General features: G+C 71.7%; 20 protein-coding genes. 6 read left to right on the top strand and 14 right to left on the bottom strand.

Translation table 11 applies throughout. The annotated features are described in order from the left end of the window. Positions 1-18 precede the first annotated feature (18 nt). Together ACIRPP_RS01750 and ACIRPP_RS01745 are read right to left on the bottom strand one after the other, a co-directional pair. Positions 19-411, bottom strand: a complete 393-nt coding sequence (locus ACIRPP_RS01750) for a DUF2267 domain-containing protein (protein WP_362099999.1) — start codon at positions 409-411, stop codon at positions 19-21. Between the two features lie 21 nt (positions 412-432). Next, positions 433-2,364, bottom strand: coding sequence for an MFS transporter (locus tag ACIRPP_RS01745; RefSeq protein ID WP_403637015.1), 1,932 nt, complete (start codon positions 2,362-2,364; stop codon positions 433-435). 143 nt (positions 2,365-2,507) lie between these two features. Between ACIRPP_RS01745 and ACIRPP_RS01740 the strand changes: the two genes are divergently transcribed. Further along, positions 2,508-2,726 carry a hypothetical protein gene (locus ACIRPP_RS01740; protein ID WP_403637014.1) on the top strand — a complete coding sequence of 73 codons (219 nt, stop codon included), beginning with the start codon at positions 2,508-2,510 and terminating at the stop codon, positions 2,724-2,726. 91 nt (positions 2,727-2,817) lie between these two features. Here ACIRPP_RS01740 and ACIRPP_RS01735 read toward each other — a convergent pair whose 3' ends face one another. Genes ACIRPP_RS01735 through ACIRPP_RS01690 form a run of 10 tightly spaced genes read right to left on the bottom strand, consistent with a single transcriptional unit; the run spans position 2,818 to position 12,921 of the window. Continuing rightward, entirely contained in the window at positions 2,818-3,315 is a 498-nt protein-coding gene (locus tag ACIRPP_RS01735) for an Hsp20/alpha crystallin family protein (RefSeq protein ID WP_403637012.1), read from the bottom strand. A 47-nt stretch (positions 3,316-3,362) separates the two neighbouring features. Next, on the bottom strand, positions 3,363-5,144 hold the full coding sequence (locus ACIRPP_RS01730; RefSeq protein ID WP_403637010.1) for an FAD-dependent oxidoreductase: 1,782 nt from the start codon (positions 5,142-5,144) through the stop codon (positions 3,363-3,365). Next, positions 5,144-5,404 carry a UBP-type zinc finger domain-containing protein gene (locus ACIRPP_RS01725; RefSeq protein ID WP_403637009.1) on the bottom strand — a complete coding sequence of 87 codons (261 nt, stop codon included), beginning with the start codon at positions 5,402-5,404 and terminating at the stop codon, positions 5,144-5,146. Before ACIRPP_RS01725 ends, ACIRPP_RS01730 begins: the two co-directional genes overlap by 1 nt. A 6-nt stretch (positions 5,405-5,410) precedes the next feature. After that, positions 5,411-5,869: a thioredoxin gene (trxA, locus tag ACIRPP_RS01720; RefSeq protein WP_403637007.1), complete on the bottom strand. Its 459-nt coding sequence runs from the start codon at positions 5,867-5,869 to the stop codon at positions 5,411-5,413. Continuing rightward, complete coding sequence (gene clpB / locus ACIRPP_RS01715; RefSeq protein WP_403637006.1) at positions 5,866-8,505, bottom strand: ATP-dependent chaperone ClpB; 2,640 nt, start codon at positions 8,503-8,505, stop codon at positions 5,866-5,868. Before clpB ends, trxA begins: the two co-directional genes overlap by 4 nt. After that, positions 8,496-8,903, bottom strand: a complete 408-nt coding sequence (locus tag ACIRPP_RS01710) for a chaperone modulator CbpM (protein WP_403637005.1) — start codon at positions 8,901-8,903, stop codon at positions 8,496-8,498. Before ACIRPP_RS01710 ends, clpB begins: the two co-directional genes overlap by 10 nt. Beyond that, positions 8,900-9,856, bottom strand: a complete 957-nt coding sequence (locus ACIRPP_RS01705; RefSeq protein WP_192230062.1) for a DnaJ C-terminal domain-containing protein — start codon at positions 9,854-9,856, stop codon at positions 8,900-8,902. Before ACIRPP_RS01705 ends, ACIRPP_RS01710 begins: the two co-directional genes overlap by 4 nt. A 6-nt stretch (positions 9,857-9,862) precedes the next feature. Beyond that, the gene (locus ACIRPP_RS01700) at positions 9,863-10,486 is read right to left on the bottom strand and encodes a nucleotide exchange factor GrpE (RefSeq protein WP_403637003.1); all 624 of its coding nucleotides are present in this window, start codon (positions 10,484-10,486) and stop codon (positions 9,863-9,865) included. Positions 10,487-10,495: 9 nt separating this feature from the next. Then, positions 10,496-12,388: a molecular chaperone DnaK gene (dnaK, locus tag ACIRPP_RS01695; protein WP_403637001.1), complete on the bottom strand. Its 1,893-nt coding sequence runs from the start codon at positions 12,386-12,388 to the stop codon at positions 10,496-10,498. Positions 12,389-12,432: 44 nt separating this feature from the next. Beyond that, entirely contained in the window at positions 12,433-12,921 is a 489-nt protein-coding gene (locus ACIRPP_RS01690) for a general stress protein (protein WP_164441458.1), read from the bottom strand. Between the two features lie 218 nt (positions 12,922-13,139). On the opposite strand from ACIRPP_RS01690, the gene ACIRPP_RS01685 reads away from it, so the two are divergent. Beyond that, complete coding sequence (locus tag ACIRPP_RS01685; protein ID WP_403637000.1) at positions 13,140-14,912, top strand: PucR family transcriptional regulator; 1,773 nt, start codon at positions 13,140-13,142, stop codon at positions 14,910-14,912. Between the two features lie 57 nt (positions 14,913-14,969). Here the strand turns inward: ACIRPP_RS01685 and ACIRPP_RS01680 are convergent, their stop codons facing one another. Both ACIRPP_RS01680 and ACIRPP_RS01675 read right to left on the bottom strand, forming a co-directional pair. Further along, positions 14,970-16,148, bottom strand: coding sequence for an acyl-CoA dehydrogenase family protein (locus tag ACIRPP_RS01680; protein ID WP_403636999.1), 1,179 nt, complete (start codon positions 16,146-16,148; stop codon positions 14,970-14,972). A gap of 114 nt (positions 16,149-16,262) precedes the next feature. Next, entirely contained in the window at positions 16,263-16,637 is a 375-nt protein-coding gene (locus ACIRPP_RS01675) for a four-helix bundle copper-binding protein (protein WP_403636998.1), read from the bottom strand. Positions 16,638-16,731: 94 nt separating this feature from the next. On the opposite strand from ACIRPP_RS01675, the gene ACIRPP_RS01670 reads away from it, so the two are divergent. The 4 genes from ACIRPP_RS01670 to ACIRPP_RS01655 all read left to right on the top strand — a co-directional run bounded on the left by ACIRPP_RS01670 (position 16,732) and on the right by ACIRPP_RS01655 (position 18,894). Continuing rightward, positions 16,732-17,109: a DUF6479 family protein gene (locus tag ACIRPP_RS01670; RefSeq protein WP_403636997.1), complete on the top strand. Its 378-nt coding sequence runs from the start codon at positions 16,732-16,734 to the stop codon at positions 17,107-17,109. A 78-nt stretch (positions 17,110-17,187) separates the two neighbouring features. Next, positions 17,188-17,538, top strand: a complete 351-nt coding sequence (locus ACIRPP_RS01665) for a hypothetical protein (RefSeq protein ID WP_403636996.1) — start codon at positions 17,188-17,190, stop codon at positions 17,536-17,538. Positions 17,539-17,809: 271 nt separating this feature from the next. Further along, entirely contained in the window at positions 17,810-18,316 is a 507-nt protein-coding gene (locus tag ACIRPP_RS01660; RefSeq protein ID WP_403636994.1) for a SigE family RNA polymerase sigma factor, read from the top strand. Positions 18,317-18,327: 11 nt separating this feature from the next. Beyond that, positions 18,328-18,894 (top strand): cellulase, encoded by a 567-nt coding sequence (locus tag ACIRPP_RS01655; RefSeq protein ID WP_403636993.1) that lies wholly within the window; start codon positions 18,328-18,330, stop codon positions 18,892-18,894. Positions 18,895-18,957 lie beyond the last annotated feature (63 nt).

The raw sequence follows: 18,957 nt of genomic DNA, 5'->3' as shown, positions 1-18,957 counted from the left end.
CCGGGGTGCCTCGAGGGCTCAGTCCGCGAGGTCGGCCTTGCCGAACAGGACCGCGTAGCTCGAGGGAAGCTGGCTGATGATCTGATTCAGTTCGCCGCCGGTGACGGCGTCGGCAACGGTGCTCAGGACCGCGCTGGCGTCCCACTGCGCCGTACGGGGCCGGGCGTTGGTGCGTTCGGCGACCCGGCGGTGGAATTCCTCGATCCCGAAGCTCTGCGCCCGTTGTGGCGTGGCGTCGTGGAGGAACTGTCCCAGCGGGCCGGGCAGCTGGGATGCCAGATCCCTGACCTCTCCGGGGCTGATCCGCTGGGCCAGCACTTCGAGCACGGCCTTGGTGACATGCTCGGCTTCGTCCTGATCCTTGTACTCGCCTCGCTCGCGTACCCGGGCGAGGAATGCGTCGTACTTCATTGCTGCCTCCTTCTGTACTGGTCACCGCTGGTCATGGGGGTCGTCCGGCGCGCTGCCGGACCGGCCGCGTCCGTCCGCCGGCGCATAGGTGCCCCTACCGACGCCCTTGATCCTGGCCTCCCGCTCGGACTCACGCAGGGCACGGCGGAATCGTCCGGGGCCCCAGGAGCGGCCGGCCACGGCCTGTTCGAGTTGGTCGCGACTCGTCGGACCTGATTCCTGGAGCGCCTGGGTGATCTGTTCGACCTCGTCGTCGAGGCGTTGTTCGGCCATGGCGGACGTACGGCTCGCCGTTCCCGCGGTGCCGGCCATCCCCGGCGAGTACATCCGGCTTCCCTGCCCGGTGCCCGGGCGGTAGCGGCGGGCTCCGGTGCGCTCCCGCTCCCGGCGGCGCGCGGTGCGGTCGGCGATCCGCTGTTGCCGCTCGTCCGCGGCCCGCCGGTCGCGCTCGGGCAGGCGGCGGTCCCGGGCGTCCTGCGGCGCGGGCTCGTCGCGCCAGGCCGCCTCGGCTTCCTCAGCGGTGAGGGGCCGGGCGATGTTCTCCAGAGACTGCTGTTCGGCCCGGACACCGAAGAAGACCTCGGCCAGCCCGCCCAGCGCCATGGCTGCCGCCCCGACCAGGAATCCGATGGCCACCAGGTCCGCGTCGCCACTGTGGATCAGATGACCGAACAGCAGCGGGCCGGTGATTCCGCCCACGGCCGTGCCGATCGCGAAGAACAGCGAGATGGACAGGGCCCGGGTCTCCATGGGGAAGACCTCGCTCACCGTCAGGTAGGCGGAGCTCGCTCCCGCGGAGGCCACGAAGAAGGTCAGCGAGACCAGCAGGAAGAACCACCATGCCGTCAGGGCGCCGTTGACCAGCAGGACGGCGAGGACGGCTGCCACGACGGCGGAGCCGAAGTAGGTGCCCGCGATCATCGGCTTTCTGCCCACGGTGTCGAACAGCCGGCCGAGGAGGAGTGGTCCGAGGAAGTTGGCGACGGCGAAGAGGGCCAGGAAGTAGGGGACCGAGCCCGATCCGATGTCGAAGAAGCCGTTCATAATCGTGCCCAGGTCGAAGACGATCGCGTTGTACAGGAACGCCTGTCCGACGAAGAGCGCCAGACCGAGAACAGCGCGACGCGGGTACCGCCGCACAGCCACGCCGGCGATCTCCCTGAACGGGATGACGTCGCGCTGCCGTACGGTCACCGCTTCGCCCGGTTCCGGCAGCTCGCGCTGGATCTCTTGGCGCACCTCGGCCTCGATCCGGTCGACGATGCGTTCCGCCTCGGCTTCTTTCCCGTGGATGAACAGCCAGCGTGGACTCTCCGGTACATGCCGGCGTACCAGCATGATGCCCAGGCCCAGGACGCCGCCCAGGCCGAAGGCCAGCCGCCAGCCGAGGTCGGCCGACAGCAGATTCTCGTTGAGAAGCAGCACGGCGACCAGGCTGCCGAGCGCCGCACCGATCCAATAGCTGCCGTTGATGGCCAGATCCGTCTGCCCGCGGTTACGGGCCGGAATCAGCTCGTCGATGGCCGAGTTGATCGCGGCGTACTCTCCGCCGATGCCCATACCGGTGACGAAGCGGGCGAGGTAGAGGAACCAGGCGTCGTGCGCAAACGCGGTCGCGACGGTGGCGAGGATGTAGATGCCGAGCGTGAGCATGAACAGCTTCTTGCGCCCGTAGCGGTCGGTGAGCCTCCCGAACAGGAGAGCGCCCGCACATGCGCCTGCCACGTAGATGGCGGCGGCAGTCCCGATGTCGGCACTGGTCAGGTTGATGCCGCTGCCCGGCTCGGTCATCCGGGCGGCGACCGCCCCGACGATCGTCACTTCGAGTCCGTCCAGGATCCAGACGGTTCCCAGGCCGATGACGATCCGCCAATGGAACCGGGACCATGGCAGCCGGTCGAGCCGGGCGGGGACCTTGGTGGTGACGACACCGAGCTCGGCGGTGGTGGTCATGCCATGCCTCCTCGTTCAGGGCCATGGTCCGTTCCGTGAGGGACAGAACAGGCCGGAGTGGGCCGGTCCGCCTAATGTGGTCATCTGTGCTGCGCTGCCACCTCCTCGGACACCGTTATCGCTTTCTGCATGAGGGCGACACGATGCTCTGGCGCTGCGCGCGCGAGTGCGGAGCGAAGGGAAGCAAGCGGTATCCGACGCCCCAGGACGCCGAGCGTTACGCACGGGCGTTCGACCGCGAGGACCTGGCGGACATGGGCCGACGGACACCGCTGGGCCTGCTTCCTCTCCGGCTGCTGCGCAGCTGGCGCCTGCGGCGCCGCAAGGAAGCCGGCGGCGGGTCTCCACCGCGTGAGGGGTGACACGGGACGCACCTGATGACCGACCCCGGATGTCGCAGCTCGGCGGCCGAGCCGCGGTGCCGGACGGGTGTCCGGAACCGCGGCGTTCGCGTCAGCCGCTGCTTCCGGTGCCCTCACTCGACTCGCTGATCTCGACGCGCCGGGGCTTGGCGACCTCGGCCTTGGGGACGGTGATGGTGAGCACGCCGTCCGACATCTGCGCGCCGATCTTCTCGGTGTCGACCTCTCCGGGCAGCCGCAGCCGGTACTCGAAGGCCCCGGTGCGGCGGGTGCTCCGGCGCAGGACGCCCTTGCGTTCCTTCTCCTTGATCTCTCCGGTGACCACCAGCTCCTGGCCGCTCGCCTCGACGTCGATGTCCTTGCTCTTGACGCCGGGGAGTTCGATCTCGACGTGGAAGGCGTCGTCGGACTCCGTGACATCCGCCAGGGGTGTCCACGCGACTGCGGTCGCCGCGCCTCCCACCGTGGATTCGATCAGCCCGCTCATCTCGCTGAGCAGCTGGTCGAACTCCGTCAGCGGATTGCGGGCCCAGCCGAGCGGCCTGGCCTGTGCTGTGGCACCTCGGCGGTGCCGGACGGGCGTGGCCATTCCCATCGCCTCCTTCTCCTTCTCGTGATCTCGTCGCCCCCTTGGTGTCAAGCGAGCCAAGCGGACTCCTTCGGACGGGTCTGCGGGGAGTCGTCGGTACCGCCGGGCTCGACCGTGTGGCCCAGGTAGCGGTGCACGAAGTGGATACTCATCGCGCCGTCGCCGACGGCGGAGGCCACGCGCTTCACCGAGCCGCTGCGGACGTCGCCGGCGGCGAAGACGCCGGGCAGGGTGGTCTCCAGCGTCAGGCAGTCGCGGCCCTGGCTCTGCCACAGTTCGGGGACCGAGCAGGCCTGAGCGTCCGCGCCGGTGAGCACGAAGCCGCGCGCGTCGAGGGCGAGCGCGCCGGACAGCCACTCGGTGTGCGGGTCGGCGCCGGTGAAGACGAACAGGGCCCGCACTGCGAGCCGGCGGTGCGTGCCCGCACGGTGGTCGACCACGGTGACCGCCTCCAGGACCTTGTCGCCGCGCGCCTCGGTGATCTCGGTCTGCAGGAGCACGCGTACCCGCGGGTGACGCTCGATGTGATCGATCAGGTAGCGGGACATGTGCTCGTCGAGGCTCGGCCCGCGGACGAGCAGGTACACCTCGGGCGCGTACCCGGCCAGGAAGAGCACGGCCTGGCCCGCGGAGTTGCCGCCGCCCACCACCGCCACCGGGTCGGTACGGCACTGCTGGGCCTCATAGACGGTCGCCGAGTAGTGCACGCTCGCGGATTCCAGCGGTTCGATGCCGGGCACGTGGAGGCGGCGGTAGCGGGCGCCGGTGGCCAGGACGAGGGTACGGGCGGTGACCTCGCTGCCGTCGGTGAACCCGACGGCGTAGTGGCTGCCCCGCCGTTCGAGCCGGGCAGCCTCCGCCGGCATGCCGATCCGGGCGCCGAACTTCTCCGCCTGGAGCACAGCGCGCTCGGTGAGCTCGGCGCCGGAGATGCCGGACGGGAAGCCGAGCAGATTCTCGATGCGGGAGGACGTCCCCGCCTGGCCGCCGGTGGCCAGCGCCTCGACCACGGTTGTTCCGAGGCCTTCCGAGGCGGCGTTCACTGCGGCCGCGAGACCGGCCGGACCGGCCCCGACGACGAGGAGGTCGCCGTGGCTGTCGCCCGACGGCAGGGGCGGGAGGCCGATCAGCCGGGCCAGTTCGGCGTTGCTGGGATTGCGCAGCAGGGTCGTGTCCCGCCAGATCACCAGGGGTGTCTCCTCCGGACCGACCCCGAAGCGGCGCAGCAGTGCCTCGGCTTCCTGGTCCGTCTCCAGATCGATCCAGCGGTGCGGCAGACGGTTGCGGGCGGCGAACTCGCGCATCCGCCTGGTGTCGGGCGAGTAGCGTGAGCCGATGATGCGGAAACCGGCGCCCTGCCCGACGAGCAGGGCACGGCGGCCGAGGCAGGCGCGCAGCACCACATCGCCCAGTGCGGAGTCCCGGGTCACCAGGTCACGCAGTTGGTCCATGGACAGCACCAGGATCTCGCCCGGGTCCCTGACCACGGCGGTGTAGAAGGCCACCTGTCCGTTCAGGAGACCGAGTTCGCCGATGAAGCGGCCGGGGCCGTGCACGCGTAGCAGCCGTTCGTCAGGCGTGCCGTAGCCCTCCACGATGGCAAGCGCCCCACTGAGGACGACATAGAACGACTCGCACCGCTCCCCCTCCCGGATCAGCACATCACCGGCGTCCACCGTGCGCCGCCGGCCTCGCTGTGCCAGGAGGGCCAGCTGGTCGTCCGAAAGGCGCGGATAGGCGCCGTAGACGTCAGGAGTCTCGAAGGGGACGCTCTCCTCCTGCTCGCCCGGCGCAGGTGCTGAGCCCGGCCGTGTCTCGTCGCCGCGCATCACACGAACGCCTCGTGGACGAAGCACCACCGCCAGTTCTCGCCGGGCTCCAGCGACGCGGCGATCGGATGACCGTCGGCGGCGGCGTGACGGCGGGCGTGCCGGTTCGGCGAGGAGTCGCAGCAGCCGACGTGGCCGCAGGTCAGGCAGAGCCTGAGGTGGACCCAGGGCGAACGCGTGGCCAGGCACTCCTCGCATCCCGCGGTGCGCGGGGTCACGGGGCGTACGAGGGCGAGGTGGGGGTCGGTCCGTACGGTCATGGCCGGTCATCCTTTCCCGGCCGGTCCGCGGCCGGCGATCGACTGTTCCACCCATCGCCGCAGGGCAGGGGCGGGTGCGGCCCCCGCCTGCCGGGCGATGGTCTGTCCCTTGTCGAGGATCAGCAGCGTCGGTACCGCCTGGACCTCGAAGCGCTGCGCGAGGCGCGGGTTCTTGTCGATGTCGACCTTGACCAGTTTGATCCTTCCCGCGAGATCGGCGGCCACCTTCTCCAGCGCCGGGCTCACCATGCGGCAGGGGCCGCACCAGGTGGCCCACAGGTCGACCACGACCGGCACGGTGGCCTGCTCGGCGACCTCGGTGAAGTCGTCGTCACCCGCCTCGGCCGACCACGGCAGGAACTGCTTGCAGTTGGCGCATTTGGGGCGGCCCTCGGCGGCCGCGGGCACCCGGTTGGTGCGCCCGCAGTGGGGGCAGGTGACGTGGGTGGCGTGCAGGGTACTCATGCCGCCCGCGCTCCCTTCTCGTCCTCGGGCGGGTCGTAGGTGACCACCAGCTCTCCGTGCGCGGCGTCGACGCGGACCTGCGCACCGTCCGGTACGTCGCCGCGCAGCAGGGCGCGCCCCACCAGCGTCTCGACCTCGTGGGAGATGTAACGCCGCAGCGGCCGGGCCCCGTACACGGGGTCGTAACCCTGGTGGGCGATCAGCTCGCGTGCCGCGTCGGTGAGTTCGACGGTGATGCGGCGTTCGGCGAGGCGCTGCCTCAGCTCGTCGAACTGCAGCTCCACGATCCGCTCGATCTGCCGCTCACCGAGCGGCCTGAACAGCACGATGTCGTCGACGCGGTTGAGGAACTCCGGGCGGAAGTGCCCGCGCAGCTCGCCCATCACCAGGGCGCGGGCGTCCGGCTTGACCTCACCGTCGGCGGTGGCACCGCCGAGGAGGTGCTCGGAGCCGATGTTGGACGTCATGATGATCACGGTGTTGCGGAAGTCGACCGTACGGCCCTGGGCGTCGGTGATACGGCCGTCGTCGAGGACCTGCAGCAGGGTGTTGAAGACTTCGCTGTGGGCCTTCTCGATCTCGTCGAACAGCACCACCGAGTACGGCTTGCGGCGTACCGCCTCGGTGAGCTGGCCGCCCTCCTCGTAGCCGACGTATCCGGGCGGCGCGCCCATGAGCCGGCTGACGGTGTGCCGCTCCTGGTACTCGCTCATGTCGAGCCGGACCATGTTGTCCTCGGAGTCGAACAGGGCCCGGGCGAGGGTCTTGGCCAGCTCGGTCTTCCCCACGCCGGTGGGGCCGAGGAAGATGAACGAGCCGATCGGTCGGCGGGGGTCGCGGATACCGGAGCGGGCGCGGATGATGGCGTCGGCGACGAGCTGGACGGCCTCGTCCTGGCCGATGACACGCTCGCGCAGGATCTCGTCGAGGCGCAGCAGCTTCTCGCGTTCGCCCTCCTTCAGGCGGCTGACGGGGATGCCGGTCCAGGCGGCGACGATGTCGGCGATCTCCTCCTCGGTGACGACCTCGCGCAGCAGCCGTTTCTGCCCCTGCTTCGCGGCCAGTTGCTCCTCCTCGGCCGCCAGCCGGCGTTCCAGGTCCTGGAGGCGGCCGTAGCGGAGTTCGGCGGCGCGGTTGAGGTCGTAGGCCCGTTCCGCCTCCTCCGCCTCGTGGCGGACCTGCTCCAGTTCCTGGCGCAGCCCCTGCACGCGGCGGATCGCCTGCCGTTCGGCCTCCCACTGGGCGTGCTTGGCGTCGGCCTCGCCGCGCAGGTCGGCCAGTTCCCTGCGCAGTTCCTCCAGGCGGGCCTTGCTGGCGGGATCGGTCTCCTTGGACAGTGCCGCCTCCTCGATCTCCAGGCGCGTGACGCGGCGGGTGATCTCGTCGAGTTCGGCGGGCATGGAGTCGATCTCGGTCCGCAGCCGGGCGCACGCCTCGTCGACGAGGTCGATGGCCTTGTCGGGCAGGAACCGGTCGGTGATGTAGCGGTGGCTGAGGGTGGCCGCGGACACCAGCGCGGTGTCCTGGATCTTCACGCCGTGGAAGATCTCGAGGCGTTCGCGCAGTCCGCGCAGGATGGAGATGGTGTCCTCCACGCTCGGCTCCTCGACCAGGACCTGCTGGAAGCGGCGTTCGAGGGCGGCGTCCTTCTCGATGTGCTTGCGGTACTCGTCGAGGGTGGTGGCGCCGATCATGTGGAGTTCGCCGCGGGCGAGCATCGGCTTGAGCATGTTGCCCGCGTCCATGGCTCCTTCGGCGGCGCCGGCGCCCACGACGGTGTGGAGTTCGTCGACGAAGAGCAGGATGTGCCCCTGGGCGGCCTTCACCTCGGACAGCACGGCCTTGAGGCGTTCTTCGAACTCGCCCCGGTACTTCGCCCCGGCCACCAGGGAGCCCATGTCGAGTGCGAACACGGTCTTGTCGCGCAGTCCTTCGGGTACGTCGCCGCGGACGATGCGCTGGGCGAGGCCCTCGACGATGGCGGTCTTGCCGACGCCGGGGTCGCCGATGAGGACCGGGTTGTTCTTGGACTTGCGGCTGAGGATCTGGGTGACGCGGCGGATCTCGGCGTCGCGGCCGATGACCGGGTCCAGCTTGCCGTCCCTGGCCTCGGCCACCAGGTCGCGGCCGTACTTCTCCAGGGCCTCGTACGCCACTTCGGGGTTGGCCGAGGTGACGCGCTGGTTACCGCGGATCTGGGTGAGCGCGCTCAGGAACGAGTCCCGGGTGATGCCGTGCTCCTTGAGCAGCCGTCCGGCGGAGGTGGACGAGCCCTCCTCGGCCAGGGCCAGCAGGAGATGTTCCACGGACACGTACTCGTCCTTGAGGCGTTTGGCCTCCCGCTCGGCCGCGTCCAGCAGCCGGGACAGGCGCCGGGTGACGAACACCTGGCCCGGCGCGGCGCCCGGGCCGGTCACCTTGGGCCGGCGGGAAAGTTCCTCCCGCACGGCCGCGCGGAGTTCCTGGGGCTCCCTGCCCGCCTGTTGCAGCAGCCGCGGGATGAGACCGTCCTCCTGGTCGAGGAGCGCGAGCAGCAGATGCTCACCGTCCACCTCGGTCTGTCCCCTGCGGACGGCGACGGTCTGCGCCTCCTGAAGGGCTTCCTGTGACTTCTGGGTGAGACGGTTCATGTCCATGGCGGTATGTCACTCCTCGTACCGGCGCGGCGCAGTGCGGCTTCGAGCAGGGTGATGCGGTCCAGCAGATCGAGCACCAGACCGATGGATGCGTAGTTGAGACACAGGCCGGAGCGCAGTCGCTGGACGCGGGCGAGCACCGCCGGGGCGCTGGAGTCGAACACCAGGCGCCCCGCAGCGTCGCGCTCGGCGTCGACCAGGCCCAGGGCGACGAACCGGCGGACCAGGTCGGGATGGACTCCGGCGCGGCGGGCCACGGTGTCCAGGGAAAGCCTGGGCACGGGGACGAGCGCGTACCGCACGGCCGTGGAGCCGGCGCCCGTCCGTGCGGGAGGCCCGCCCCCGCCGGCCCGGGCGGGCCCGCCACCGGTCACCCCCCATGAGGGTCGGTCGCTCATGACGTCCTCCTGGGATCGTACGAAGAGGTGGCGGCGAGCTCCTCGAACAGCTCGCGCTCCCGGTCGCTCAGCTTGGGCGGCACCATCACGCGGAGTTCGGCGTAGAGGTTGCCGTCGGCACCGCGCGGGTTCGGCATGCCCTCGCCGCGCAGCCGCAGCCGCCGGCCACTGGACGAGCCCGCGGGCACCGTGACCTTGGCCGTGCCGCCGCCGGGGGTGGGCACCGGAACCGTGGCGCCCAGCGCGGCCTCCCAGGGGGTGACCGGAAGCTGCACGTACACGTCCCGGCCGTCCAGCCGGAACCGGGGGTGCGGCTGGATGCGGACCCGCAGATACAGGTCTCCCGCGGCGGCGTCACCACTGCCCCGTCCGCCCTCGCCCGCCAGCCGGATGCGCTGTCCGGCGGTGACGCCGGGCGGTACATCGACCTCGTACCGCCGCGGCTGCCCGGTGGGACCGGCGAGCGTGACGGTGCGGCGGCCGCCCCGGTACGCCTCCTCGACGGTGAGCGGCAGCTCGGCCTCCTGGTCCGCCCCCGGTACACCGCCGCGGGCGGCGCCTGCTCCGAAGAGCGAGCCGAGCAGGTCGTCGATGTCGACGCCCTCCGCTGCGAAGTCGTCGCCGAAGCCGGTGTACCGGACACGAGGGCCGCCCGCACCCGCGGTCCGCCGGGCGCGGAAGCCGCCGCCGGGTCCGGCGCCGGCGCCGACCCGCTCCTCCCAGTCCTCGGGGACCTTCCGGAAGTCCTCGCCGAAGCGGTCGTAGCGGGCCCGGGTCCTGGGGTCCGACAGGACGCTGTACGCCTCGTTGAGGTCCTTGAAGCGCTCCTCCGCCCCCGGGTCCTTGTTGACGTCGGGGTGGTACTTGCGGGCCAGTTTGCGATATGCCTGCTGGATCTCGTCCTGGCTCGCGGTCCGTGACACGCCCAGCACCTGGTAGAAGTCCTGTGCCATGACGGGTCACTCCCGCTTCGCGACCGTGACGGCGGCGGGCCGGAGCTGGCGTTCGCCGTCCCCGTAGCCCGGGCGCAGCACCTCGACGACCGTGCCCGGTGGGGCGTCGGGTTCGTTGACGACGCCGACCACCTCGTGCCAGGCCGGGTCGAAGGCGACGCCGGTCTCGGCGTGCCGCGGGTAGCCGAGCAGTTCGAGGACGTTCACCGCCTGGTCGCGGACCGCCCGGACGCCCTCGACGATGGCGTCGGGGTCGGATCCGGCGTGCGCCAGGGCGAGTTCGAGGTTGTCCAGGACGGGCAGGAAGGCGGCCGCCGTGCGGGACCTCTCGACCGTCCGCTCCCGCTCCAGTTCCCTGGCGTGGCGCTTGCGGAGGTTGTCGAGGTCGGCGAGTGCGCGCCGCCAGCGGTCCTCGAGTTCCCTCAGCTCGGCCGTGTGCTGCTCCTCCTCGGAGGGTGCGGAGCCACCGCGGGACGCGTCGGGGCCGGGTCCCTCGTCCGTGTCGGACCCCGGCCCGGCCGGCGGGCCCGAGGGCGGAAGCTCCCCTCCCGGCGAGCGTACGGCGCTCTCCGGAGCCTGGCCGGCCGGGTCCGGCACGGCCGGGTCGGACTCCCTGGGGTGGATCGGCATGACGGTTCCTCAGTCCTTGTCGAACTCGGCATCGATGACGTCGTCGTCCCCGCCGCCGCTCGGGCCGCCGCCGGTGGTGTCCTGCTCGGGACCGCCCGTGGTGGCGCCGCCGTGATGGGCCGCCAGTCCTGAAAGAACCTGCTGGAGTTCGGAGGTCAGGGGCCGCACTCGTTCCACGCCTGCCTCCTCCTTGACTGCCGCCCGGGCATCCGACACCAGCATCTCGGCGCGTGCCTTCTCGTGCGCAGGTGCGGCGTCGCCCAGCTCGGCGAGGCGCTTTTCGACCTGGTACGCCACGGCGTCGAGCTCGTTGCGGGCATCGACGGCCTCGCGCAGAGCCCGGTCCTGGCCCTGGTTGCGCTCGGCCTCCTGGACCATGCGCTCGACCTCACTGCGGTCCAGGTTGGAGCTCTCGGTGATGGTGATGCCCTGTTCCTTGCCGGTGTCCCGGTCCCGGGCCCTGACGTTGAGGATGCCGTTCGCGTCGATGTCGAAGGTGACCTCGATCTGTGGCTCGCCGCGCGGCGCCGGGCGGATGTCGGTGAGCTGGAAGCGGCCGAGCACCCGGTTGTCGGCGGCCAGTTCGCGCTCGCCCTGGAGGACGACGATGTCGACGGCGGGCTGGTTGTCGTCGGCGGTGGAGAAGGTCTCGGTGCGACGCACCGGAATGGTGGTGTTCCGCTCGATGATCTTCGTCATGACGCCGCCGCGCGTCTCCACACCCAGCGACAGGGGCGTGACATCGAGCAGCAGGACGTCCTTGACCTCGCCCTTGAGCACCCCGGCCTGGATCGCAGCGCCCAGGGCCACGACCTCGTCCGGGTTGACGCTCATGTTGGGTTCCTTGCCGCCGGTCAGCCGGCGCACCAGCGCCTGGACGGCGGGGACGCGGGTGGAACCGCCGACGAGGATGACCTCGTCGATGTCGCTCTCGCCCACCTTGGCGTCGGACATGGCCTGCTGCACCGGTCCCAGGCATCGCTCCACCAGGTCACCGGTGATCTGCTCGAAGGTGGACCGCATGACGGAGTCGGTGAGGTGTTTCGGGCCGGAGGCGTCGGCGGTGATGAACGGCAGGCTGACCTGCGTCTGCGTCACCGAACTGAGCTCGGTCTTGGCCTTCTCGGCCGCCTCGAACAAGCGTTGCAGCGCCTGCGGGTCCTTGCGCAGGTCGATGCCGTTCTCCTTCTGGAAGCCGTCCGCGAGGTGATCCACGAGCCGCCGGTCGAAGTCGTCGCCGCCCAGATGGCTGTCACCGGCCGTGGAGCGCACCTCCACGACGCCGTCGCCGACGTCGAGAATGCTCACGTCGAAGGTTCCGCCGCCCAGGTCGAAGACGAGGACGGTCTCGTGCTCCTTCTTGTCCATGCCGTACGCGAGGGCAGCCGCGGTCGGCTCGTTGATGATGCGCAGTACCTCCAGTCCCGCGATCCGTCCGGCGTCCTTGGTGGCGGTGCGCTGAGCGTCGTTGAAGTAGGCGGGTACGGTGATGACCGCCTCCGTGACCCGCTCCCCCAGCTGCTTGGAAGCATCGTCGGCGAGCTTGCGCAGCACCTGGGCGCTGATCTCCTCCGGCGCGTAGAGCTTGTCGCGCACCTTGAAGCGGGCTGCCCCGCCGTCGCCCTCGACGACGTCGTAGGCCACCGCCCTGGCCTCGTCGGAGATCTCGTCGAAATGCCGGCCGATGAACCGTTTGGCCGAGTAGATGGTGCCCTTGGGGTTGAGGATCGCCTGGCGCCGGGCCAGCTGGCCCACCAGCCGCTCCCCGGTGTCGGTGAAGGCCACCACCGACGGTGTCGTGCGGTTGCCTTCGGTGTTGGGCACGACGGATGACTCGCCGCCCTCCCACACGGCGATCACCGAGTTCGTGGTGCCCAGGTCGATGCCCACTGCCTTGGCCATGAGGAACTCCTCCCGGTGCGGCGACATGCGCCGGCACTGATCGTTCAGGTATGGGCGGGACGCCCGCCGGCACCGGTGGGCCGCAAGCCGCCGAGCAGCCGTACGGCCTCGTCGGCGACCGCTTCGTCCACGACGACGACGTACCGGCTGGGCTCCATCGAGCGAACGGAGGCGAAGTCCCGGCGGCCACGCTGCAGGGCGTACAGCAGCAGGCCGAACAGCGCGCCCACGACCGCCCCGAACACCAGGCCGTAGAGGGCGACGAGCAACGCGGACACGAGGGGGTCCACCCAGTCGACCAAGCCGAAGAGCCAGCCGATCAGCGCGCCGGGAAGCGCCCCGCTGACCGCACCGTGCAGGGCGGCCCGGCCGTAATCCATCCGCCCGACGACCTGCTCGACGAGGCGGACGTCCTGGCCGATGATGGCCACCCTCTCCACGGGAAACCCCTGGTCCGAGAGGTGTTCGACGGTGCGTTCGGCCTCCTGGTACGTCTCGTACGCGGCAACGGGCCTGCGAGGCTGCTCGGTCATTGCCCAGTCCTTCCTGCCGGTGTGCACAGCGGCACCCGACACGCCCCAGACTCCCGAACCGGGCGGCTCCACGCCTCCACCCGGCAGATCAAAGAACGACGGAGCCCGTCCCCCCGCGAGCACGAAACGAACATTCCGGGCATCGTGGTATTCGCTCCGGGACGTCGTCGAGGAGGGTCACTGTCACCGCTCCAGGCCACAGGGACAGGAGTGATCACATGGCATGCAGCCGGGTCAGGAACACGTACCGGCGCCGTTCCGACCAGGAAGGCCGTCTTCCGTCGGTCCGTCTGGGACAGCACCCCACGATCTTGCGGAGAAGCTCCCGCCCGCCCCTTTCCGCCCTCGCATACCGCAAGCTGCCGGCACTCTCCCGTGCCCTGTTCGACACCCGGGACGAGAGTGAGATCCTGCGCCTTGCCTTGGATCACGTGTCGGCCGTCGGCCCGTACAGGGCTGAGGCCGGATACCTCCGAGGGCACGGCCGGCTGATCCCCGGCCCGCAGGCCGGGCAGGACCGCGCGTCGGCCATCGACCGGGCGGTGCGAGAGCTGACGGGGGAAGACAGCCCGGTGCCCGTTCCCGGCCGGTCACGGGGCCGGGCACTGGCCCTGCACGGGCCCGGTGGACTGCACGGCTACCTCGTGGTGACCTCTCGCTCCCGGCCCACCCACGCCCAGCACTTCCTGCTCACCACGCTGGTGCGCCTCGCCGCCGCGGCCCTGTCGGTCGCCGTCGCGCACCGCCGCAGGCAGGACGAGGCGCTGGAGCTGCACCGACTGCGACGGGAACGAACAACCCTCCAGCGGCGGCTGATCTCCCAGCTCGTGGAGGGGGGATACCAGCGAGCCGTGCACGAGGCCCTCGCCGGGGTCGCGGCCGCGGGCGGCGGCGAGGAGGCCATCACCGGCGCACTGCATGCGCTCACCGGTCTTCCCGTGCTGGTCGAGGACCGCTTCGGCCGACTGCGCTCCTGGACCGGTCCCGGCCGACCCGACCCCTGTCCGGAACCGGACCCCGCCCGCCATGAGGAGATGCTCCAGGGGGTCGCCAGGAGAGACGGACCGGTGCGGATCAAGGACCGGCTCATCTCCCTGATACGCCCACGCGGTGAGGTGCTCGGGGTGCTGGCCCTGCTCGACCCCGGGGGCGAGGCCGACGAGTACACCGTGTTCGCTCTGGAGCACGCCGCCACATCACTCGCCCTGGAACTGTCGCACCAGCGCCGGCTGGCGGAGGTCGAACTGCGGCTGCGCCGCGAGTTGGTCGACGATCTTCTGGAGGGAACGGACGAGAAGAGCGCCTACGCCCGGTCCGAGGCGTCCGGACACGACCTTCACCGCACCCAGTACGTGATCGTCGTGCAGTGGAGGGGACGGTCCGCGGACGACGCCTTCGCGCGGACCGTGGGCCGGACGGCTTCGGACGTGGGCATGCCGTCGCTGGTGACTCAGCGCTCCGACCACGTGGTGCTGGTCGCCGAGGGCAGGCCGCACGACCACGCCCTGTACGAGGCGCTCGCCCGGGAGACCGGCACCCGGGACGGGACGATCGGGGTGAGCGCCCGTTGCAACACCCCGGACGGCATCCCCGGCCGGTACCAAGAGGCACTGCGTGCCCTGGAGGTACGCCGCCGGTCCCGACAGCGGTACGGCACGTCGTTCTTCGACGACCTGGGCCTCTACCGAATCCTGGGGCCCGGCAACGAGTACCGGGAGCTGGAGGCGTTCGTTCACGAATGGCTCGGACAGCTCGTCGACTACGACGGCCGGCACCGTACGGCGCTCGTGGAGACCCTGTCCCGGTACTTCGACTGCGGCGGCAACTACGCCGAGACCGCCGCGTCCCTCGCGATCCACCGCAGCACGCTCCGCTACCGGCTCCAGCGCATCCGCGAGCTCAGCGGCCATGACCTCACGAACGTGGAGGAGCGCCTCAACCTGCAGGTGGCGACCCGGGTGTGGAAGATCATGCTGGGCGGACCCGGCTGAGGAGCCCGGCGATGAGACCGGCCCGTGTGCCGGCCAGGGATCCTCGTCACCCGCGTCCTACCGCCGGACCCGGGGCATCCCGAGGCCGATCCAGGAGATGATCTCGCGCTGGATCTCGTTGTTGCCGCCGCCGAAGGTGAAGATGACCGCCGAGCGGTAGCCGCGTTCCAGTTCGCCGTGCAGGACGGCGCCCGCCGAGCCCTCCTTCAGTGCGCCCGGGACGGCGACGATCTCCATCAGCCAGGCGTAGGCGTCGCGCCGGGCCTCGGAGCCGTAGACCTTGACGGCGGACGCCTCCTGCGGGGTGAGGGTGCCGTCCTCGACGGCGGCGACCATGCGCCAGTTGAGGAGTCTGAGCGCCTCCAGCCGGGTGTGGGTGCGGGCCAGAAGCCGGCGCACCCACGGCAGGTCGACGACCCGGCGGCCGTCGGTCAGCTTGGTCTCCAGCGCCCAGTGCTGCACGTCGTGCAGGGCCCGTACGGCCATCGTGCCGTGGGCGGCGAGCGTGACCCGTTCGTGGTTGAGCTGGTTGGTGATGAGCCGCCAGCCCTGGTTCTCGGGGCCGACCCGGTGGCTCACCGGGACCCGTACGTCGTCGTAGTGGCTCGCCGTGGTGTCGTGCGAGGCGAGGGTGTCGATCAGGGTGCAGGAGTAGCCGGGGTCGGAGGTCGGCACCAGCAGGATGCTGATGCCGCGGTGCGCGGGGGCGTCCGGGTCGGTGCGCACCGCCAGCCACACCCAGTCGGCGGTGTCGCCGTTGGTGGTCCAGATCTTCTGCCCGTTGACGACGTACGTGTCCCCCTCGCGCACCGCGCGGGTGCGCAGCGCGGCCAGGTCGGTGCCCGCCTCGGGTTCGCTGTAGCCGATGGCGAAGTCGATCTCGCCGGAGAGGATCCTGGGCAGGAAGTAGCGCTTCTGCTCGTCGGTGCCGTACCGCATGATCGTCGGGCCGACGGTGTTCAGGGCCATGAGCGGGAGCGGGACACCGGCCTGGGCGGCCTCGTCGAAGAAGATGAACTGTTCGGTCGCGGTGAGCCCGCTGCCGCCGTACTCCCGCGGCCAGCCCGCGCCGAGCCGCCCGTCGGCGCCGAGGCGGCGGATGGTGTCCCGGTAGAACCGCTTCTGCGCGGCCGGGTCGGCCTGCCGGGCGCGGTCCCGGTCGGGCACCAGAGTGGCGAAGTAGGCGCGCAGTTCGGCGCGCAGCCGTCGCTGCTCGGGCGTGTGGTCCAGATGCACGGCGCCTCCAGGCTCGGCCGGGCGGTCCTGTCGGCGCACACGGTAGAACCTGTTCCAGTAATTGGGAATGGCGGGCGCGTGCCCGCCGGGGCCGCTCCCGGCGGCCCCGGCCGGTCAGTTCAGGGTGTCGAGGAACTCCGTGCAGGCCCGCGCGCAGTCGCGGCATGCCCGGGCCGTCTTCTCGGCGCCGGGATGTGCGTCGAAGGCGTGGGCGGCCTCCAGGCACACCTCCCGGCACCACTCCACCTGCGACCGGATGACCGCCTCGTCCACCTGGTTCTGCTCGGACAGCACACGGCACGTCGCGTCGCAGACCTCCGCGCACATGATGCCCTTGCGCCGTACCAGTTCCTGGTCCTGCGTCCCGTCCGGATCCACCAGGCTCGCCCGCAGCGCGCAGGCCCGGGCGCACTCGGTGCACGCCTGGGCGCAGGCGAAGCGGTCCTCCAGGAACCGGAACAACTCCTGCTGCGAAAATGTCGTCGTCACACAGCGCGGGTTGCCGGGCCCGGTACGGTCAAACCCGGCGGCGGCGGGACACGGGAGCGTGTTCGTCCGGGACGGCCGGGGGTACCCGCGGGCCATGGTGAACACCGCTTGGATGGAGACGACCGACCTCGCCGCGGGCCGCGGCGCCGTGGGCATCGGACTGGTTGTGGGTGTCGTGGTGGTGGGCGTGCTGATCGCCGCCTTCGCGCTCGGCAGCCGTCGCGTGCGGCGCGGTGACACCGCCCGCCCCCGCCCCGAGGAGCAGCCCCGGATGCCCGAGGGCGGCCCCGTCCGCGAGACCCGGGAACAGCGGGAGCCGAACGAGATGCCGCGCAGCGACCAGCGGCTGACGCCCCATGAGATGGACGGCCGCGGCAATTCCGGTACGCGGACCGGCACATCGCGGGAGCGGCCGCGCTGGGACGAGGGCAGCAGCGGCGGGTTCGGCAGCGGCGGCCCGGGAACCCGCTGACCCGGCGATGTCGCACGGGCCCGTCGATCGGCCGGCGCGACGCGCCCGCACAGTACGCCGTACAGGGAAGTGAGAACCATGGCCGACCCCGCCCACAACGCCCTGCCGCTGCCGGACTACGACCACCTGCCGCTCGGCGGCCTGGAGAGCCGGGTGCGGTCCCTGAGCACCGCCGAGGTCGAGGAACTCCTGGCCTATGAGCGCACGCACGCCGACCGGCTCCCGGTGACCGAACTGCTGACGGCCCGGCTGGAGCAGTTGCGGGCGGGCGCCGAGCCGACGTCCGGCGACCCGGGCGCGCTGCGCCCGGAGACGGGCGCCGCCCGGGGCGGCTCCCCGGTCACCCCCGCCACCTCGCCGCAGCCCTTCGGGCCGCCGCCGCACGGCACGCCCGACCAGCGGGGCAAGCCCAAGGGCGACCGCACGTAGCGCACCGGCGCGCTCCCCTTCTCCACGGCCGAGACCTTCACGGGCGGGCCGCGGGGCCCTGATCACCTCCGGGCGGTCAGGTGCCCGCGGCCCGCCCTTCCGCATGTCCGGGTGACCGCTCGCCCGACCGGCCGCGTCACCGGGTGACCGGGTGACCGGGTGACCGGGTGACCGGGTGACCGGGATCACAGCAGGCGGGTGCATCGTTCCGGGGGGCCACGAGTCTTTGTCTCTTGTGTAAGGGGATTTTCGGACGCGGGGGCGGTGGGGGATGGAGCGGTCCGGGGCCGACGGCTTCGACGAGTTCGTGGCTGCCCGCTGGTCGACGCTGCTCCATGTCGCGCGGCTGCTCACCGGCGGGGACCGGCAGCGGGCCGAGGATCTGGTGCAGGAATCGCTGGTGAAGCTGTGGTTCGCCTGGCCGAGGGTCGGCGAGCAGGCGCCGGAGGCGTACGTCCGCACGATCCTGGTGCGGCTGGCGGCCCGGTCCGCGCGGCGCCGCTGGTGGGGCGAGCGCCCGGTGGAGGCGCTGCCCGACCGGCCGCTGCCGGACGACGTGTCCTCGACGGTGGCGGAACGCTCCCGTCTGGAGGCCGCGCTGGCGCTGCTCTCCCCCCGGCAGCGCGCGGCCGTCGTCCTGCGCTACTGCGAGGACCTGCCGGAGGCCCAGGTGGCGCAGGCGCTCGGCTGCCCGGTGGGGACCGCACGGTCCCACGCCTCCCGGGGCGTGGCCCGCCTGCGCAGCATCCTGTCCGACGCCGTCCGGCCCGTGGGCTGAGGGGAGAAGCGATGGACGACTTCGAGCGGGAGCTGACGCGCATGATGCGCGACACCCGGCAGCAGACCCCCTTCGCGGACGAGCAGCGACAGCGGCTGCGGCACGGCATCCGTGCCCGCCGACGCGCGCGGACGCTGTGGCGGGCCGGCGGCTCGGCCCTCGCGGTGACCGGCCTCGGCATCGGGCTGGCCCTGCTGCCCGGCGTCGACTCGCGGACCGAGCCGGCCGGCCCCGGGCCGCTGCCCACGACCAGCCCGACACCGCCCCCGGCCGCCCCGACGCCGACGGAGACGGCCGGGGCCAGCCCGGACGCCACCGTGTCCCGGACGCCCACCGGCCCGTCGTCCACGGACGTCTCCGGCACCACGCCGCCCGCGGGCGACAGCACACCGACCACGCCGCCGACCTCCACCCCCCAGGGGGCGGACGGACGGGCGACGGGCGGGGCGACCCCGTCGCAGTCCGCCACGGCGGACGCTCCCCCGCCGACCGGCGGGTCCGGCGCGTCCGGCGCGTCCGGCGCGTCCGGCGGAGAACCCTCGTCGTCGGCCGGTGGGGAGTCGGCCGGCAGCGGCTAGCGGCGCCCGGCGCGCGTTCCGCGCCCCCTTCGACCACGACCGCTTCCCCACAACCGCTTCACC

It is taken from the genome of Streptomyces sp. NPDC101219, from assembly GCF_044767675.1.
Taxonomy (GTDB): domain Bacteria; phylum Actinomycetota; class Actinomycetes; order Streptomycetales; family Streptomycetaceae; genus Streptomyces.
Note: the sequence above shows the minus strand (reverse complement) of the source record. Positions and strands in the feature narration are given on the sequence as shown.

Bases quoted from the DNA above. Each gene is read 5' to 3' on its own strand.
- ACIRPP_RS01660 (WP_403636994.1), top strand. From the start codon at position 17,810: ATGGAGCGGTCCGGGGCCGACGGCTTCGACGAGTTCGTGGCTGCCCGC.
- ACIRPP_RS01665 (WP_403636996.1), top strand. From the start codon at position 17,188: ATGGCCGACCCCGCCCACAACGCCCTGCCGCTGCCGGACTACGACCAC.
- trxA (WP_403637007.1), bottom strand. From the start codon at position 5,869: ATGAGTACCCTGCACGCCACCCACGTCACCTGCCCCCACTGCGGGCGC.
- clpB (WP_403637006.1), bottom strand. From the start codon at position 8,505: ATGGACATGAACCGTCTCACCCAGAAGTCACAGGAAGCCCTTCAGGAG.
- ACIRPP_RS01745 (WP_403637015.1), bottom strand. From the start codon at position 2,364: ATGACCACCACCGCCGAGCTCGGTGTCGTCACCACCAAGGTCCCCGCC.
- ACIRPP_RS01700 (WP_403637003.1), bottom strand. From the start codon at position 10,486: ATGCCGATCCACCCCAGGGAGTCCGACCCGGCCGTGCCGGACCCGGCC.
- ACIRPP_RS01750 (WP_362099999.1), bottom strand. From the start codon at position 411: ATGAAGTACGACGCATTCCTCGCCCGGGTACGCGAGCGAGGCGAGTAC.
- ACIRPP_RS01725 (WP_403637009.1), bottom strand. From the start codon at position 5,404: ATGACCGTACGGACCGACCCCCACCTCGCCCTCGTACGCCCCGTGACC.
- ACIRPP_RS01740 (WP_403637014.1), top strand. From the start codon at position 2,508: ATGCTCTGGCGCTGCGCGCGCGAGTGCGGAGCGAAGGGAAGCAAGCGG.
- ACIRPP_RS01690 (WP_164441458.1), bottom strand. From the start codon at position 12,921: ATGACCGAGCAGCCTCGCAGGCCCGTTGCCGCGTACGAGACGTACCAG.
- ACIRPP_RS01710 (WP_403637005.1), bottom strand. From the start codon at position 8,903: ATGAGCGACCGACCCTCATGGGGGGTGACCGGTGGCGGGCCCGCCCGG.
- ACIRPP_RS01655 (WP_403636993.1), top strand. From the start codon at position 18,328: ATGGACGACTTCGAGCGGGAGCTGACGCGCATGATGCGCGACACCCGG.
- ACIRPP_RS01730 (WP_403637010.1), bottom strand. From the start codon at position 5,144: ATGCGCGGCGACGAGACACGGCCGGGCTCAGCACCTGCGCCGGGCGAG.
- ACIRPP_RS01705 (WP_192230062.1), bottom strand. From the start codon at position 9,856: ATGGCACAGGACTTCTACCAGGTGCTGGGCGTGTCACGGACCGCGAGC.
- ACIRPP_RS01685 (WP_403637000.1), top strand. From the start codon at position 13,140: ATGGCATGCAGCCGGGTCAGGAACACGTACCGGCGCCGTTCCGACCAG.
- ACIRPP_RS01735 (WP_403637012.1), bottom strand. From the start codon at position 3,315: ATGGCCACGCCCGTCCGGCACCGCCGAGGTGCCACAGCACAGGCCAGG.
- dnaK (WP_403637001.1), bottom strand. From the start codon at position 12,388: ATGGCCAAGGCAGTGGGCATCGACCTGGGCACCACGAACTCGGTGATC.
- ACIRPP_RS01670 (WP_403636997.1), top strand. From the start codon at position 16,732: ATGGTGAACACCGCTTGGATGGAGACGACCGACCTCGCCGCGGGCCGC.